Here is a 17,125-nt window from a genome sequence, read left to right as displayed (position 1 = left end):
TTTAGCCCTCTCCGGCCAACTTCAATAGATATTGTCCATAACTGGTTTTATTCAGGCTGGCTCCACTCTGGCGCAGCTGATCAGCGCTAATCCAACGATTGTGCCAAGCAATCTCTTCTAGGCAGGCAATTTTCAACCCTTGACGATGTTCAATCGTCTGAACATATTGAGATGCCTCCAGCAAGCTATCATGAGTTCCAGTATCTAACCAAGCAAAGCCACGCCCAAGCTTTTCAACACGCAGGCCACCTCGGTTAAGGTAAGCATTATTGACGCTGGTGATCTCTAATTCTCCACGATCCGATGGAGTTACCTGCTTAGCAATCTCTATCACATCATTGTCATAGAAGTAGAGCCCGGTGACTGCATAGTTAGATTTTGGCCGCTGTGGTTTCTCCTCAATAGAGATCGCTTTGCCTGCATCATCAAACTCCACAACACCAAAGCGCTCTGGATCATGTACTAAATAGCCAAACACTGTCGCACCTTCTTGTATTGCCGAGGCACGCTTAAGCTGTTCAGAAAACCCTTGCCCGTGGAAAATGTTATCGCCTAATACCAAACAAACTGAATCGCTGCCGATAAATTCCTCACCAATCAGGAACGCTTGCGCGAGGCCATCCGGTGTTGGTTGGACAGCATAACTAAAATTGACACCATACTCTTCACCGCTGCCTAGCAGCTTTTCATATTGGGGCAGATCTTCCGGTGTAGAGATAATCAAAATATCGCGAATACCCGCCAGCATCAGCACTGAAATAGGGTAAAAGATCATTGGTTTATCATAGATGGGGAGTAACTGCTTAGATACACCACGCGTAATAGGGTGCAGACGTGTCCCTGACCCTCCTGCCAAAACAATACCTTTACGACTCATTTATACCGTTCCTTTCATACTGAGGTACTCTTCCAGCGTTAGTATCAGCTGGGCTTGCCAAGCAGGCATCTTAACATTAAGCGCCGCTTCAAGTTTAGAGAGACTTAAACGTGAGTTTTGAGGTCGTACCGCCGGGACGGGATAATCAGCTGTTGTGATGGCATGAACCGCATTCGGCAGAATAGTCAGTGGTTGTTCGCGTTTAGTCGCTTCACTAAAAATTAACTTAGCAAACTCACACCAGTTCGTCTCACCTTGTGGCGCTAAATGATAGATGCCAGCATCAATAGGCCGCTTTTGCACAATGCGATCTATCGCCAGAGCAGTAACATCGGCGATCAACCTTGCTGGCGTGGGCGCTCCCCACTGATCAGCAACCACATTGAGAGCGGTACGTTCAGAACCTAAACGCAGCATGGTTTTCATGAAGTTATTGCCACGCGCACCATAAACCCAACTGGTTCTAAAAATCAGAGCGTCGGCACCCGACTCAATAACTGACTCATCTCCAGCCAATTTACTGGCGCCATAGACCGACAACGGCCCCGTTGTATCTGATTCAGACCAAGGCTGTTCGCCATCTCCGGGATAAACATAGTCTGAGGAGTAATGGATTAACCAGCTACCATGGCGAGCACTATATTCTGCTAGTATTTTGGGCAGCCTGTGATTAAGTTGGTAAGCATCATCAGAACTGCTTTCTGCCAGATCGACTGCCGTCCAAGCCGCCGCATTCACGATCATATCCGGCTTCAGCTGCTGTAAGTAGTTGATCACAGTTTGCTCATCAGAAAGATCCAGTTCCATTCGGTTTGGCGCTACCACCTCACCATAGAGTGTGAGGCTGCGTTGCAATTCAAACCCGACTTGCCCACTACCCCCAGTCACTAGAATTCTCATGGAGCCACCCCTAGTCGCTCACGCTGATAGCTGCCATCTAATACTCGCCGCCACCACTGTTCATTATTCAGATACCACTGCACGGTTTTTCGCATACCGGTTTCAAACGTCTCGTCAGGCGTCCAGCCGAGTGCTTTTTCTATTTTGCTGGCGTCAATTGCGTAACGTTGATCATGTCCAGGACGGTCCGCCACATAGGTAATTAATTCCTTGTAGCTGGATAGCCCTAATGCAGAGTTTTGGCTAGCAGGCCTAAATTCATCCAACAGATCACACAGCAGATGAACCACTTCAATGTTCTGCTTTTCATTATGCCCACCGATATTGTAGGTTTCTGCAATATCGCCGTTCTGGGCTACGGTAATCAACGCTCTTGCATGATCTTCTACATACAACCAATCACGCACTTGCTTGCCATCTCCATACACAGGCAGTGGCTTACCCTCCAATGCGTTTAAAATCATGAGGGGAATGAGTTTTTCAGGAAAATGATAAGGGCCATAGTTGTTAGAGCAATTAGTGACTAACGTTGGTAGCCCAAAGGTTCTCTGCCATGCTCTAACTAAGTGATCAGAGCTTGCTTTGCTGGCAGAGTAAGGTGAGCTAGGTGCATAAGGTGTTGTTTCGACAAACAAATCATCCACGCCATGTAGGTCACCATACACTTCATCTGTTGAAATATGGTGGAAGCGAAAGGCGTCAGCTTTCTCGGGTGCTTTATTCTTAAGTTCAAAAAAGTATTTGCGGGCGGCTTCAAGCAGTGTGTAGGTGCCAACAATATTGGTTTGGATAAAGTCGCCTGGGCCATCAATAGAGCGATCTACATGACTCTCTGCTGCCAAATGCATGACAATATCAGGCTGATGATCAGAAAAAACAGCCTCCATTAGTGATTTATCGCAGATATCATAAGCGTAGAAACGATAGCGCGGGTTATTTGAGACCTCTGCTAATGACTCTAGATTACCTGCATAAGTGAGCTTATCTACCACCACCACTTGATGATGCGTGTGCTTAATTAGCTCACGTACCACGGCAGAACCGATAAAACCTGCTCCACCGGTTATTAAAAATACCTTAGATTCCATAACTACCCTTTAAAAATCAGACCAAACCTGCCCGTTTTTATCAATATGCCTATGATGCAATTTTTGCTTGGCTGAATGCTTCATTCGCAGGATGAAAGTTTAACGCAGCTGATAAAAATATCTCGATAATTGCCGCATCGTTTGATTCATCGCAAGCTTCCCGTAAACGCGCCAAAAGAATCGATAGCACTGGCCATTCAACGTATACCTCATCAGCCGACATGATACGCGCATGCTCAGTACCGCGAAGATGCTCGCCTAGCCATAGCTCTTCATAGAGTTTCTCACCGGGACGCAGCCCTGTAACTTTGATCTCCATATCGCCATTCGGTGTCTCAGGTTCCTTCGGAGTTAAGCCACTTAAACGAATCATACGACGTGCCAGCTCCATGATTTTAACGGGCTTACCCATATCAAGCACGTAAACATCCCCACCTCGCCCCATGGCTCCAGCCTGAATAACCAGCTGCGCCGCTTCCGGAATTGTCATAAAGTAACGTACGACATCTTCGTGGGTTACTGTGACAGGCCCCCCTTGCTTAATTTGCTGCCTAAACAAAGGGACAACTGAGCCTGAGGAACCTAATACATTCCCAAAACGCACGATTGCAAAACGAGTTACCGATTGCTCTCTGGCCAAAGCTTGCAAAATAAGTTCGGCTAAGCGCTTAGTCGCGCCCATCACATTTGCAGGCCTGACCGCTTTATCCGTGGAGATCAATACAAAGGTTTCTACTTGGGCCAAGATCGCCGCTTGAGCACAGCTAAGGGTGCCAAACACATTATTCCTTACGCCCTCAATAACGTTGGCTTCCACCAACGGAACATGCTTATAGGCGGCTGCATGATAAACCGTTTGCACAGCATAATCTTTGAAGACTTTGTAAAGCTGCTGTTCATTCTGCACCGTACCCAGCAAAGGGACTAATATGATATGCAATTGATCATGTTCAATAATCTGCCTTAGCTCTTTCTCGATTTGGTAAAGGGCAAACTCCGATAATTCAAAGAGCACCAACGTGGCAGGCTGGGAACGAACAATTTGCCTACACAGCTCTGAACCTATAGAGCCACCAGCACCACTTACCAGTACCACTTTATTCGCAATGTCAGCTTCCATCAGCTGTACGATCGGGCTTACCGGCTCCCTGCCAAGCAGATCGTCGATTGACACCTCTTTCAACTCATCAATTTTTGCATTGCCTTCGATGAGATCAACCACACTGGGAATGGATAATACTTCACAGGAAACAGACTCCAAACGCTTGAGAATGCGCTGGCGATCCACTTCATTACTCTCAGGCACCGCTAAAAATACTTTTTTCACTTCATGCTGTGCAATAAGTCCTTCCAAAGCTTCGGCGTTAAACACTTCAAGCCCTTGTATAAAGCTACCAATGACTCTCGGATTATCTTCTACATAGCCAACCGCAAAGTATTCAGCCCCTTGATTCAGTGCTTGGTGTAACTGTCTCCCTGCAGGACCTGCCCCATAAATAACAACAGGTATGCGCGAGCCACGGGTGTTTTGATAAACCATACGAAAGAACAAGCGCACCCCCCCTACTAAAATCAGCGAGAAGGCAAAGTAAATAACCGGCACGGAACGCGGCAAAAAAGTGTTGAAATAGAAAGCAGCCAAGACTAAAAACAGGGTTGAAAGAAATACGCCTAACGCCACTGTCCAGAGCACACGAAAGCTCACAAAGCGCAGGACTGCACGGTAAAGCCCAATACGAATAAAGACAAATAATGTCACCGGAATCACAGCCGCCAGCAGCAGCCACTGCTCTCGCCCATCGATAGGTGTGAGATGATCTAAGCGGACCCAATACCCTCCCCAAAACGCCACCGACAGTAGTATTACATCGGCGGCCAGAGAGATAAGCCGTTTCGCTGCGCGGGGTAATTGTAGAATGTAAGTTAGCATTTACTTTTCTTCTTCAAGCAGGCCTGCCCGCAAATATATCACACCGACCAGCAAAGGTGCGTAAGCGATACCCAATAGCCAGAAACTCTGTGTCGGCAAATGAGCAGCCAGTAATGCTAGAGGGCATAGCCATAAAAGATTGATATCCAGCACACCGTAGCTGACCCGCCCATGGCTTCCCCACATGGCGGTTAATTTTTGATAGCCATGCAGTCTGTGAGCATCGAACACACGCTGCCCTGTTGCCAATCGAACCAACAGTGTACAGGTCGCATCGACTATAAAGACCGCCAGCATAATCAGAATGGCTACCAAGTAATGACTTCCCTGCTGCCAACATAGTAGAGCGGCTCCACCCAGCATCAGACCTAGAAAACCACTGGCCACATCCCCCATAAAAACTTTAGCAGGAGGCAAATTCCAATATAAAAAGCCTGCCACAGCAGCAGCCAGCCCAAATAACAGGATAGCTTGACCCGTAGCTTGCGCATCCAGCAACAAATACCCCGCAACGAGCAGCACACTCACCGCTTCGATACTCGCGATGCCATCAATGCCATCCATAAAGTTGAATAAGTTAATCAGCCAGACCAAAGCTAACACGACGATGGGGATATATAGCACGTCCTCCAACAACACCCCAAAGAGCGCTGCTGTCTCTGGTACCGGTATAGCCCACAACAACAGGCAAGCAGCAAGAATATGCACGAGTAAACGCCATCTCGCAGGAATATGCTGATGATCATCCATAAAGCCAATTCCTGCCACGAGAAAAGCGGCCAAGAGTAACCCTAGAGGTTGATAGTCATGGCTGGAGAACCATAATGCGTGTAATACCCCGCCTAGCAAAAACGTTACGACAAAACCCAATCCACCGCCTCTGGGTGTGGGTATAGAATGTGAGCTACGCTCTACGGGCTGATCTATCATCTGTATGCGCAATGCATAAGTACGCACAGCGGCGGTTAGGAAAAAAGAGGTAATTGCCACCAGCGCCAAGCTAATAAAAAGCCAAGTATTCATGACCTATCAAGCTCCGACGGCACATTAAAAGTCGGCGATTTAAAGCCAACAAGAGCAACGGCTAAACAACTGATCAATAACAACCAACGCTCTTTTCTTTTGCGGCGATAATCAAAGGACTCTAACGCCAAACGCACAAAGCCTAAGCGCCCCTGACGAAGTTGGTTTGCCAGCGTTTGTGCTTGAGGATCAACGGGAGTTAGCAATACGGCTGTTCGATAAACTTGGTCAAACCAGTTCCCCATCAATACCGTTTGGGCACGCTTAAATTTAGATTTCCAACCTACATTTGCTCCCTGCTCGTTGGCATGGTGCTGGCGATATCGAACCATAGCATGGTCGTCAATCACCCAGCGAAAACCATGGGCTCGTGCAAAGGCATAAATAAACCAATCATGATAATGCAAACTAGCCACACAAGGCTGACGTTGGTTAACAAACCGCTGAAGCGCTGCAAAAAGCGGTCGGTTTAATAAAAATGTACAGCCGGGCCCCGGGGCTTCTAACAGGTAGTCTTTAGCACGCTGAGGTTGGGATTTAATAATCAATCGCTCTTTACCATCAGGCCAAAATGACAAAACATCACTGGAATAGCCATCAGCCTGCTGCTCATTAAGCCATTCAATAGCCCGTATGGTTTTTGACTCTAGCCAGATATCATCTTGATCCGCCAAGCAGATATAATCGGCCTTATCGGCAACGGCAGCTCGTATCAAATGGAAAAAATTCTGCGCCGCAGAGCCTAATTTAACGCTAGGTAGCAGTGTAATGCGCTGCTCGGTTTGGGCGCGTGTTTCAAACCACGCATAAGTGCCGTCATCACATTGATCAACACTGACCATTAACGTGATATCAACACCCGCTTGGCCTAAGATCGAGTCTACCTGTTCACCTAGCCACTGCACCCCATTATAGGCTGCCAGCAACACCGTCACTTTCGGTAATGGTTGATCGTTTTGACTAAGGGTGGTCATACTGGACCTGCCTGACTGTCTTCTGCGTAACGACGACTCAAGTCACGAATCACATCAAGATACTCATACCCAAAGCGCTGGTCAGGCTCTAAATAAGCACTTTCGGACCACTCATTCCATGCATTAATAAAGATAAGATCGTTGCCTTTGCTTTGCTCAATCTGTGTCAGCTTCTCAAGCTGTGTTGCAAAAACCTCAGGAGATGCCCCCTGCAGATAATGGCTACGCGCTCCATAGCGAGGCGTATTATCCCAATCCACTGCAACAGATTGCAGCACAGGGGGCGCATCATTTAAGGCATCCTGAATAATCGATCTCCATAGCTGTTCGTAATCAAAGTAGATCGCTCTCGCCCGCGCTTGTTTTATATGCGCAAGCTTTATTTGCATAGCTTCAGGCAGCATTCGTAACACAGGCTGCACGCGTTTCCAAAGTGTCGAACGTTGTGACTTTTGCTCATTAAAAAAGATCCGTGGCTGAAATTTAATGACCGCATCAAATAAGCGGTAAATAGATGTCTCATTCACCATAGGATAGGACTTGATTGCCACCCAATGGATACCCGCAAATCCCTGTTCTTTAGCCAATTGATTCCAGCAATCGATATACCCCTCAAGATAGCTATGCAGTTCAGGCCGGTAGATACAAAAAACCGGTTTATTATCGACTTTTTTATAGCGCTCATCCTGAAAGAAACTCAATAGATAGTTAAAGTGAATAATCCACTGAGACTTATCTGCTGAGTAATTTTGCTGTAGCAAGACTTCAGGATCACCAACCCATTGCCGTGTCCAAGTTTCATTCGCCCATGTGATGCAGTAGGAAAGTTGGTGATCTGGATTATCTCGAAAAGCCTCCATGGGCTTTTCAAGCATCAGCTTGCCATCAAACCAATAATGATAAAAATTGAAACCATGCAAGCCATACTGCTCTGCCAGCGACGCTTGCCAAGCGACAACTTGCTCATCCGCTAAGTCATAATAGTTCTCATTCAGGGGCTGCCTAGGTTGGTAGTGCCCATCATGAAGAGGTTGTGCATTTTTCACCAGCTGCCAATCGGTAAAGCCTTCTCCCCACCATCGACTATTTTCAGGAGTGGTATGAAACTGCGGAAAATAAAACGCCATATACTTCATAATCGACAAGCCTACAATAAATCACCAAACGGGCTATCGACGAATGAGACGAAGCGCCAATGAAACAGAGCGACCTATGATACCACGCAGCCATCGTGGAATTCTTGGCGTCCCTGTGAGTTTTGCCCGCGAGTACTCTAAAAACTCAACGAGTACCTGGCGGTAAGAAACTTGATGGTTGATGTATAGCGCACGCGGTTGCTCTTGCTGCACCGTCGCACCGACTTTACGTGGAAGCCGATAACGCTTGATCGAGAATTCCGGTAGCTCTGGTGCTTTTGCAAAATACGCATCTGCCATGTCCTCAACCGTTGTATCTTCAACCGACATAAGCTGTGTTTTTACGTGAGCAATCACCTCTCTATCGTCATTAAGAATTCGCAACTGAGATAGAATCGAATCCGGTGTTAGCTCCACTAACCAACCATTCTTACCATGGTGAATACGACTTTCAAAAGCACCGATTCTAGTAGCCATGACCGGCAACTTAGCCGCCCATAGTTCACTCAATGTGTAACTAAAGGTCTCAGGCACCGTAGACAATAGTAGCCCCATATCCGCTTGATGCTCGCGCAAGAGTTCACCTAGTTCATGCCAGGCATAATGCTCTACAACAGTAACTCCCGATTGCCCCTTAAACCGCTTACCTCCCTCGCCGGTACCTAGCAAAATAAGATCAGCAAATTTGGTCAGAGGTGCAATAATCTCAGCCAATAAGTGCTCCCCTTTTTGTACTGAGACACTCCCGAGCATGACGATCTTGAGTTTTTGCCCGCTTGAAGATGGACTATCTTTGTGGGGAGCTAAACCTTCAATCATATCTGACTTCAGGCCATGCTCAATTACCGCTATCGCACCGCCAGAAAACTGATCAGATAACTGCGCTAAGCGATCAACTGCCGACTGTGAAGGAGCCACCATCTGTATATTAGGTTGCACCACCCACTCAAGAAAACGACGGCGAATAGCTTCCCAGTGCTCATCATTATCATGGAGAAAGAATTCATGTAACGGATTATTACCCCGACACTCTCGCATTTTTTGGTCATCACAATGACTACAGGGGGTCGTATAAGTAGCATACAACGCTGGGCAAAATGGGAAGTAGTCGTGAAATAAGTAGAGGGTCGGCAGCCCAGTCTTGAGCAGATCCAACGAATGCCCTATCAACGAAGAGATCACCAAGGACTCCACATGATACTCTTCGATCAGCTCCCTCAAAATAGTCCGATACTCTTCATGAGACTGAGCAATGGATACAATAGGGCGAGCCAATGTCCAAGTTTTTAAAGGGACTGACATTTCAGCGGTTTCATAAAGAGCGATGGTTTGCCCAAATGCGCTCCAATCTCCAATAGGCCTGAGCACCCGATTGTGGTGATGTTTGTCACCTGCAATGTAATCTTCTACCCAACGCCCTAGTCCACCGCCCCAGCTATGGGCAACATGGAGTTGTATCGGTAGGCATTTTATAATTTTCGCCGGAGCTTCGGCACGCCCAGACAACTCAGTTAATGCATGCCGAATTGTTGCCAAAGGGTGGTACTGGGCTAATCGATCATATACCGCTTGTGGGTAGACATCTGGATAGTCATGTACAGCCAGATCACTGTCATCAACAAACAGCGAATCCATACCAAGAACGGCACAGTCAGTTGCATATAAAGCCTGATAAATCGCGCTATCCGATGCTTCCGTTGTTAGTGTGTGCCACCAACCACCACTTAATCGAGCTACCGATTGATTGATACACGGCAGATCAAAAATCCCATTATGAGAGTAATGGTTTAACCACTGATCAATCTCTTCCACCGATAAAGTTGAACAATGGCTAGGGTCAGAAAAGATAGAGAAAAGACGATTTCTGGATGACAAGGGCGATACCGCAGCTAAGGTATCACCTGCAGATGCAACCGCCATTAGTCGAGCATCCCAACGGTCAGGCAGATCAACGCCCGCCCTGACCACCAATAAATCCTGATCAGATGAACAAGGTAACAGCGGAAACAAGGTAGACCAATAGCCATGCGAAGGTAATACATCAGGCAAACAAAAGTCTGCAGTAACTCCCAACGCTTCAAACTGAGCGCGAAGTACGGGGGTATCACTAGCCAGTACCACCACATGCTGCTTTAACGAGCGCTCTTTTAGGGCAAGAAGCGTCTTGCCCAGACCATTAGCATCAGTGGCAAAACAAACAACAACAATCTGCCAGCTAACATTGTGACCTGAATGATCTTCCATGCTCATCACTTAGACCTTAGACGTTAGATAGCTCTGACCAATCGAACGCCTAAGTGCATACCGCGTCCCATGAGTTTCAGCAAAAGCTTCTTAACGCGATTACTCGCACGCGGTGTGTTACTGATATTTTCAAAGTAATCACCCATTGCTGACAACACATCGGTAAAGCCTGCATTTGCCTCAATCGTCACTACACCTGTTTGCTGAGGCTCAATCGCATTTTGGGCATACCATGCTTTATAACCGCCTTTATCTTGCGTAGAGAAGGGGTCAGGGAACGCCATTTTCAAATCTTCACGGTCACGATAAAGCAAGCGCTGAGCATTAGTAATGAGTGTGCCATCATCAAAGAAAGCATATTTAGACGGTAACTTACCCAACTCACTTTGGCCATTACGCTCGCATTCACGGATATACCAATCTCGCAGCTCAAACAACACCGGACTCTCTTTACCATACTTATTCAGCATAATCTCTTGCGCACCGCTATCAAACCCAGAGAAATGATAAAAACCTAGTCTCTCATCGTTGATCTTAACGCCTTCTGCGATGCTACCTGTTGCTCTACGATTGGTGAGATTCCAAGTCGCTACGTTGTAAGCAGGTGAACGCAAGACACCAATATCATCAAAGAAGCAGGGCGCAAGGTTGACCCATTTCTGATCAGTAAATAAACCACTCGGGCGGTCATCACGGCAAAATTGTAGTAATCGCTGGTTCCACCATTGTGCAAATCGGCGGCCTTCCGGTACATTTCTTACACCTAGAAAGCCCAGATTGAAAACACCGTACTTTAAGCTCGCCATTTCGTTATCCATAATGGCAGCTGTTGATGTCTCTGGCATAGTTTGGTGAGGAGTCAAGACAAAACTGTGCTCTGCCAAACTTGCTTGCAAATCGTCTAAGCGGGAAAAAACCGCCATATCTGGATCAAAATAGAAAACCTGTTCTGCCTGATGGTGCTCAAAAATATACTCAAGCGCAGCTCCTTTAACAGCAGTGCATAACTCCACAACCGCATGGGAGAAAACCCAAGGTTTAAAGTTTTCAATCGGCAGGTCTTCAGCAAAGATCACGGTATCAAAGGCTTCATTCTCTAAGTCAAAACCTGCAGGCAAATCATCCGATAGGATTAGGTGAAAAGTCACAGATGGATCAACACGCTTGATTGACTCAGCTAAAACACGTGCTTTCGGTAAATAGTTTGAAGTAATGCTGGTATATGCATGTGTGTTAGCTGTCATAACGTTCCTAATAATTTTCGAATAAAGGCGGTATAACGCCAAAATTTTGAGTTTTTAATCGTTTCTAGTTCACCAGAAAGCAAAGTAATCGTTGCATTTTTATCTGTAACTATATGCTGTGCCTGCCCTAAGGCCTGATCCGTTTTCTCAAACTGCTCTCGTATTTCGGCAATTTGCTCTCTAAGCACTATATTTTCAACAGTTAGGAGTCTCTCAGACTCAAATCGTTCAGAGACTGCGGACAATAGTTTATCACGATATTGTCGATGACTATTGAGTAAGTCAGTACTAGCCATAGGGTTATATTGCAGAAGCGCGTCATCTATACGATCTCGCCACATTTTAAGAGGATCTTGTCGCACGAATTCACTAACAACATCACCATAATCAGGATGTAGTTGATACATCATCTGCTCTGCATGTTCAATGCGAGCACGTGCGCCCTCACCGAAACTTACCCCACCTTGGTGAAGCACAAAGGTATCCAGAGCACACACGTTCTGCCAACCAGCTCGGCTGGCACGGCGACTAAAGTCTGTTTCTTCGCCATAGCCTTTGCCAAAATGCTCGACATCAAACAGTCCGATCTCGTTTAAACAGTCTCGGCGAATATACATACAAAAACCCACGGCTGTGGGAATCTCGATAGAGATGCCAGCATTCGTCTGCGCGACAACTTCATCAAGTTCACGCGTACTAAGTGATGCCAGTAAAGGGTTATCCTCAAGGAAAACAGGATAGGAGCAGATAGTCGCATTATTCGATAAAGGGGTTACGGTACCAATACGCTCAGATTGATAAGCACATTGCTGCATTCGCTGGAGCCAGCTTCCTGCAACCTCTGTGTCGCTGTTAAGCAGTATCACATCACGCTCTGGATGCAATGCCATCCCCAGATTGACTGAAGCAACAAACCCTAAGTTCTCTGGATTCTCAATCAACTGCCAGCCTGTTTTTTGCGCCCATTGACGGCAAAGCGTTGTTATATCCTCTTCGGGCGAAGCATCATTAATTAAGACAATATGGGCATGGATAACCCCTGATGACGCTAAAGAGCGCTCCACCGATGATAGACAGGCCTGAGTAACAGCCGCGTTTTTGTAGATAGGGATAACAACATCAACATCAGGTAATGCACTCATAGGGCCTTTTTCCTTAAGTTAGTTCTGTGCCGTCCGTTTGCGGAACTTTAATGTTACATTATCATTCCATGCCCACGTTTTATTAACTTCCCACAACCTATCGGTACGATCTTGTAATTTAGTTAGCACTTCTCGTTGTTGAGCAGCCATCGCCTGCCAATAGCTTTCTTTTTGTTGATAAGCAGCTACAGACATAATACCCAGTTTGCTTAAGATGCGCTCTTTCAGAGACTGTTGCGCCGAAGACTCAGCTGGCATATCCACAGGTGGTATAGTGATAGGCTCCGGCATAACTGGAAACCCCGTGACATCATGGGGTTGCTCCTCATAGCTACTCCACTCCAAAGATAGCATGGTCGACTGAGCCACCGCTGTCACTAACTCAGGATGGTAAAACCTTACGTGCTCAGGGTCTCGCCAAAAACCCAGTAACTGTGAACGAATAGATTCAGGATCAGGGAAAGTCATTATTAAACGCCCACCCTCTTCTAGGCAATTCGCTAAAAGGGTGATCAATTTTTGAACTAACTCAAACGGCAAATGTTCAACAAAATGGGAGCAGTAGATACCATCGAACCGATCGTTTGTTGATTCTAAATAGGCCAGAGCATCGGCTGTAACAATATCCACGCCTAAACCTCGGCCATAGGCTGCAATCACAGGATCACGCTCAACCCCTGTAGCGTTAATACCCTCTCTTTTTAACAGATCTACAAAGATACCCGCGCCACAGCCCAAATCCAAAACACGCTGACAACCAACAAAATGCCGCACATCAGGTTGCTGCATCCTAACCAATAAAGGGTGATCCCGAAGACAAAACTCGTAATGAGAATAGTTAAAAGACTGCTTTTCCACAGCCTGATACCACAGACTCTTACTCTCTAGCGCACTTTCAAGGGAGTTGAACGCTTGGGTATGAACAGCCAAATCCCCCCACAAAGCCAGAACATCCTTAGAAGCCACAATGGCAGAGCACTGCTTAAAAGCCTCCTCAATCCAGCGAAGCGTGTCTTGATCTAGAGATTCGAGTGGCTCTGACGGTTCATTTAAAATCAGTAAAGATGAAACTCCCATCAACGCAGAAACTCGCACCAGATCTAAGGATGCACCATCTAAACCATCAACAACCAACAGCTGTGCTTGCTGGTTCTGCAAATTTTTTGCGCAAAAACGATTTAGTGCCTGCTGAGAAAAGCCACCACGAAAAGCGCGACATAAGGAGGAAACAGCAACCTCTTCTCTACCTTCTCTTAAGGCAAGACTTCTTGCTGAAAAGCCATCACTAAACACATCTTCCGTAAATTCGTAGATAAGGGAGAAATTCACACCAAGTAACTGTTTGGCTAACACTACAGCCTTGTCAGCGCAGCGTGACACAATCAATGAAGACTTAAAGCACATCCGCAAATCCTTTTCTGACCTTATGGAAGAACCAATACCCAAAGTAAAACATCACACAAGACACTATTAGTGCAATCAGCGCAGAGATCGGATTCGGTATCTCACCTAACACCAACAATTTACGAAAGGACTCGATATAGTAAGTTAGGGGGTTAATATCCATTAAAAATCTAAACTTCTCAGGCACCGCCGATGCAGGATAAAACACCGGACTTAAAAAGGTCATGGCCGTTGCCAAAAAGCCTGATACATAAGTAACATCGCGAACATAAACCCCTAACGCGCCTAAAAACCAAGAAAGCCCCGCCAGAAAAAGGATAAATTGCAGCATGAGAAAAGGTAATAGCAATAAAGTAACAGCCAGCCCTTTTCCTGAAAGTAGAAGAAAAACCAACAAGACACCACAGGCGATCAAAAAGTGGAACAAACTATTAACCAGCGCCACCCAACTCATTATCTCCAACGGAAAGACGACCTTCTTAACATAATTGGCGTTATCAACGACTAATCGAGGAGACCTTGTTAACATTTCTGAGAACATCAAATAGACAATAATTCCACAGAACAATAAAGAAGCAAATCCTTCATCTACGCCGTTTGATTGAGGCCAGCGCGCCTTAAAAATCAAGCCAAAAACAAACATGTAAACCAGTAGCAATAAAACAGGCGTCACTAACGTCCAAAGAACGCCTAACCATGAACCACGGTAACGGCTTAATATTTCGCGCTTTGCCATACCATAAATCAACTCACGGAATTGCCAGCCTCGGGAAAACGGGTTAAAAAATGTTGTAAGTTGCATCAAAAACTCAAACCTTATTCGAGGGCTGTTATATCAAAATGTCCAACTGGAATACCCATTAGACCATGAACCACATGCCCACCTGTCACGGTAAACACCATCGCATCATGACGCCAACAATGCTGAACATGCTCTCCTTGGGAACCTGATGCCATACCCACCGACACCACATATTCACCTTCAGCCAGATAAGGCATCGTTAGGGCAAATCGAGCTACATAGCGCTGCCCTGCCAGCAGCTGGACGGGGCCATCTAGACTAAACAGGCAATTATTTTCGCCAAACAATACCTGCCCTAAGCGGTTTTTCACCAAAAAACCAACAATGAAGTCATTAATAGGAGATAAGGACTGCAAGGCCACCTCTAGAGAAACTTTCATCCCCCCTACGACCCAGGATAGCGGCCTACCTGACTCATCACGAAAGCAGATGTTCTCAAGGACAACTTTACCCGTGCCAAACTCTTTTGCATCCGGATCAAACGCATGGATACGATAGTCAGCGCGCAAGGGGGAAGCCTGTAAATAGGACTCCCTAGCATCATACCAGTGAGTGTAATCAGGTACAGGTGCTAAAGCAGGCTCATCAGAGGTCAGTTCTGCACGCTCACTTAGCGAGACGGACTGTTTTTCGGAATACAGATGTTCTAAATAGGCCTCAGAAACCTCCTTAGCCTCGCCTAACATCCGCATATTGCCATTTTCCAGCCACAGCGCACGATCACATAAACGTGTGACCGCACCCGAATCATGGCTAACGAATAGAATGGAGCCGTTTTTCTTAAACTCTTCAAGAAAACGCATACACTTTTGCGCAAAGAGCGCATCACCTACCGCAAGCGCCTCATCAATAATCAGAATATCCGCATCAACATGGGCAATTACGGCAAATGCCAGCCGGACAAACATACCGCTGGAATAATGCTGTACCGGCTGGTCTATAAACTCACCAATCGAAGCAAAGGCTATAATGTCATCTAACTTCGAAAGAATCTCTTCACGAGATAAACCATAAATGGCCGCATTGAGCAGAATATTCTCCCGCCCAGTAAATTCTGGATTAAAACCCGCCCCCAACTCTAGTAAGGCGGCAATACGGCCTTGTAACTGAACGTTACCGGCTGTAGGGGATAATGTCCCTGAAATAATTTGTAGTAATGTCGACTTTCCTGAGCCATTGCGACCAATAATACCTATGGTTTCTCCCTTTTTAAGGGAAAAAGACACATCATTCAACGCCCAAAATTCACGGCATTTATTTTGATACTGAGGAAAGAAATAGCTTAGTAGGCGGTGTTGCGGCTTATCAAACAGGAAGTAGCATTTAGATAACTTATCTATCTCCAAAATACTCAAATGCATTCCATACTCACTTACAAAAAATGGCCTGACAAAGCAGGCCATCATAAGCTCCTAAGAGAAGGAATTACTTCTTAAGCTCTTCCAGAACCTGAGCGGCCAACTCTGAATTAAATTTCAAGTCTGCAGCGGATCGTAAAGCGACAAATTTATCCTGACGTAATTTCTTAGCCATCTGCATCTTAAGCTGCTCGATAATATCAGATTTCACACTCTCAAACGACATTTTCACACGCGGCTTATGATCATGAAGCTTGATAATATGAAAACCAAAAGGTGATTTCACCAAACCACTAATTTCACCCGGTTTTTTCATAGAGAAGGCAACCTCCTCAAACTCTTTAACCATTTGCCCACGGGTAAAGTACCCTAAGTTACCAGAGTTACGTGATGCAGAGGGGTCTTCAGAACTCTCTTTAGCTAGCTCAGCAAAATCAGCCCCACCCTTGGCTTTAGCCAAAAGCGATTCTGCTATTTTTTTAGCCTCAGCTTCACTTCGCGCACCTGTTTTCACAAGAATATGGGATGCACTTACGCGCTCATCCTGATAGAACTTAGACTCATCCGCGATATAAACCTCATTTGCTGCAGCATCCCAATTCACACGGGACAATACTTTTTGCTGCTCATGGGCAAGCAGCTGCTCCATGCGGGCTCGACTTTTGTATAACTCTGCCGACCAAGCCAGCTCCTCTTCATTAACAATACCCTCCGATTTAGCCTGCTTGGATAACGATTTAATAATCAACAGACTTTCAGCCGCTTCTTTAATGATGCTGTCTTTTTGATAAACTTCTGCTTTTTTATCTGCAGGAACCGTATCTGACAAATAACGCTGAATATCGTTAGCGGTAATACTCACACCATTACCTTCAATAACAACATCAGAGGCCAATGAAAGGTTCGCAGAGCACACCAAAACCGCCATGAGAGAGTAAGTAAAACTTCTTTTCATAAAAACAAATACCTCACAAAAAAAAACGCCATATACATGGCGCTTTAT

General features: G+C 46.0%; 14 protein-coding genes. All 14 read right to left on the bottom strand.

Features of this window, described 5'->3' with window-relative positions; genetic code table 11:
* Position 1: 1 nt before the first annotated feature.
* The 14 genes from rfbA to F0U83_RS03535 all read right to left on the bottom strand — a co-directional run bounded on the left by rfbA (position 2) and on the right by F0U83_RS03535 (position 17,077).
* Complete coding sequence (gene rfbA, locus F0U83_RS03600) at positions 2–877, bottom strand: glucose-1-phosphate thymidylyltransferase RfbA (RefSeq protein WP_138986565.1); 876 nt, start codon at positions 875–877, stop codon at positions 2–4.
* Positions 878–1,777: a dTDP-4-dehydrorhamnose reductase gene (rfbD, locus tag F0U83_RS03595; protein WP_138986564.1), complete on the bottom strand. Its 900-nt coding sequence runs from the start codon at positions 1,775–1,777 to the stop codon at positions 878–880.
* Positions 1,774–2,865, bottom strand: coding sequence for a dTDP-glucose 4,6-dehydratase (gene rfbB, locus F0U83_RS03590; RefSeq protein WP_138986563.1), 1,092 nt, complete (start codon positions 2,863–2,865; stop codon positions 1,774–1,776). The genes rfbD and rfbB overlap by 4 nt, the downstream gene beginning before the upstream one ends.
* Positions 2,866–2,914: 49 nt before the next feature.
* Positions 2,915–4,795 carry a polysaccharide biosynthesis protein gene (locus F0U83_RS03585; RefSeq protein WP_138986562.1) on the bottom strand — a complete coding sequence of 627 codons (1,881 nt, stop codon included), beginning with the start codon at positions 4,793–4,795 and terminating at the stop codon, positions 2,915–2,917.
* Positions 4,796–5,818 carry an MraY family glycosyltransferase gene (locus F0U83_RS03580; protein WP_138986561.1) on the bottom strand — a complete coding sequence of 341 codons (1,023 nt, stop codon included), beginning with the start codon at positions 5,816–5,818 and terminating at the stop codon, positions 4,796–4,798.
* Positions 5,815–6,792 (bottom strand): glycosyltransferase, encoded by a 978-nt coding sequence (locus F0U83_RS03575; protein WP_138986560.1) that lies wholly within the window; start codon positions 6,790–6,792, stop codon positions 5,815–5,817. Before F0U83_RS03575 ends, F0U83_RS03580 begins: the two co-directional genes overlap by 4 nt.
* Positions 6,789–7,928, bottom strand: coding sequence for a glycosyltransferase WbsX family protein (locus tag F0U83_RS03570; protein ID WP_138986559.1), 1,140 nt, complete (start codon positions 7,926–7,928; stop codon positions 6,789–6,791). The genes F0U83_RS03575 and F0U83_RS03570 overlap by 4 nt, the downstream gene beginning before the upstream one ends.
* A 33-nt stretch (positions 7,929–7,961) precedes the next feature.
* Entirely contained in the window at positions 7,962–10,172 is a 2,211-nt protein-coding gene (locus tag F0U83_RS03565; RefSeq protein WP_170221722.1) for a glycosyltransferase, read from the bottom strand.
* Positions 10,173–10,195: 23 nt separating this feature from the next.
* Positions 10,196–11,416 (bottom strand): glycosyltransferase family protein, encoded by a 1,221-nt coding sequence (locus F0U83_RS03560; protein ID WP_138986557.1) that lies wholly within the window; start codon positions 11,414–11,416, stop codon positions 10,196–10,198.
* Positions 11,413–12,558, bottom strand: a complete 1,146-nt coding sequence (locus F0U83_RS03555; RefSeq protein WP_138986556.1) for a glycosyltransferase family 2 protein — start codon at positions 12,556–12,558, stop codon at positions 11,413–11,415. The genes F0U83_RS03560 and F0U83_RS03555 overlap by 4 nt, the downstream gene beginning before the upstream one ends.
* A gap of 18 nt (positions 12,559–12,576) precedes the next feature.
* Positions 12,577–13,962, bottom strand: coding sequence for a class I SAM-dependent methyltransferase (locus tag F0U83_RS03550; protein WP_138986555.1), 1,386 nt, complete (start codon positions 13,960–13,962; stop codon positions 12,577–12,579).
* Positions 13,952–14,764, bottom strand: coding sequence for an ABC transporter permease (locus tag F0U83_RS03545; protein WP_138986554.1), 813 nt, complete (start codon positions 14,762–14,764; stop codon positions 13,952–13,954). Before F0U83_RS03545 ends, F0U83_RS03550 begins: the two co-directional genes overlap by 11 nt.
* A gap of 14 nt (positions 14,765–14,778) precedes the next feature.
* Positions 14,779–16,125 (bottom strand): ABC transporter ATP-binding protein, encoded by a 1,347-nt coding sequence (locus tag F0U83_RS03540; RefSeq protein ID WP_138986553.1) that lies wholly within the window; start codon positions 16,123–16,125, stop codon positions 14,779–14,781.
* Positions 16,126–16,189: 64 nt separating this feature from the next.
* Positions 16,190–17,077, bottom strand: a complete 888-nt coding sequence (locus tag F0U83_RS03535; RefSeq protein ID WP_138986552.1) for a peptidylprolyl isomerase — start codon at positions 17,075–17,077, stop codon at positions 16,190–16,192.
* Between the last annotated feature and the right edge of the window lie 48 nt (positions 17,078–17,125).

Origin of the sequence: Neptunomonas concharum, from assembly GCF_008630635.1 — a bacterium.
Classification (GTDB): domain Bacteria; phylum Pseudomonadota; class Gammaproteobacteria; order Pseudomonadales; family Balneatricaceae; genus Neptunomonas; species Neptunomonas concharum.
This window is presented reverse-complemented; position numbering and strand designations above follow the sequence as displayed.

Coding starts and splice junctions, on each gene's coding strand:
- rfbA (WP_138986565.1), bottom strand. CDS start 877: ATGAGTCGTAAAGGTATTGTTTTGGCAGGAGGGTCAGGGACACGTCTG.
- rfbD (WP_138986564.1), bottom strand. CDS start 1,777: ATGAGAATTCTAGTGACTGGGGGTAGTGGGCAAGTCGGGTTTGAATTG.
- rfbB (WP_138986563.1), bottom strand. CDS start 2,865: ATGGAATCTAAGGTATTTTTAATAACCGGTGGAGCAGGTTTTATCGGT.
- F0U83_RS03585 (WP_138986562.1), bottom strand. CDS start 4,795: ATGCTAACTTACATTCTACAATTACCCCGCGCAGCGAAACGGCTTATC.
- F0U83_RS03580 (WP_138986561.1), bottom strand. CDS start 5,818: ATGAATACTTGGCTTTTTATTAGCTTGGCGCTGGTGGCAATTACCTCT.
- F0U83_RS03575 (WP_138986560.1), bottom strand. CDS start 6,792: ATGACCACCCTTAGTCAAAACGATCAACCATTACCGAAAGTGACGGTG.
- F0U83_RS03570 (WP_138986559.1), bottom strand. CDS start 7,928: ATGAAGTATATGGCGTTTTATTTTCCGCAGTTTCATACCACTCCTGAA.
- F0U83_RS03565 (WP_170221722.1), bottom strand. CDS start 10,172: ATGGAAGATCATTCAGGTCACAATGTTAGCTGGCAGATTGTTGTTGTT.
- F0U83_RS03560 (WP_138986557.1), bottom strand. CDS start 11,416: ATGACAGCTAACACACATGCATATACCAGCATTACTTCAAACTATTTA.
- F0U83_RS03555 (WP_138986556.1), bottom strand. CDS start 12,558: ATGAGTGCATTACCTGATGTTGATGTTGTTATCCCTATCTACAAAAAC.
- F0U83_RS03550 (WP_138986555.1), bottom strand. CDS start 13,962: ATGTGCTTTAAGTCTTCATTGATTGTGTCACGCTGCGCTGACAAGGCT.
- F0U83_RS03545 (WP_138986554.1), bottom strand. CDS start 14,764: ATGCAACTTACAACATTTTTTAACCCGTTTTCCCGAGGCTGGCAATTC.
- F0U83_RS03540 (WP_138986553.1), bottom strand. CDS start 16,125: ATGCATTTGAGTATTTTGGAGATAGATAAGTTATCTAAATGCTACTTC.
- F0U83_RS03535 (WP_138986552.1), bottom strand. CDS start 17,077: ATGAAAAGAAGTTTTACTTACTCTCTCATGGCGGTTTTGGTGTGCTCT.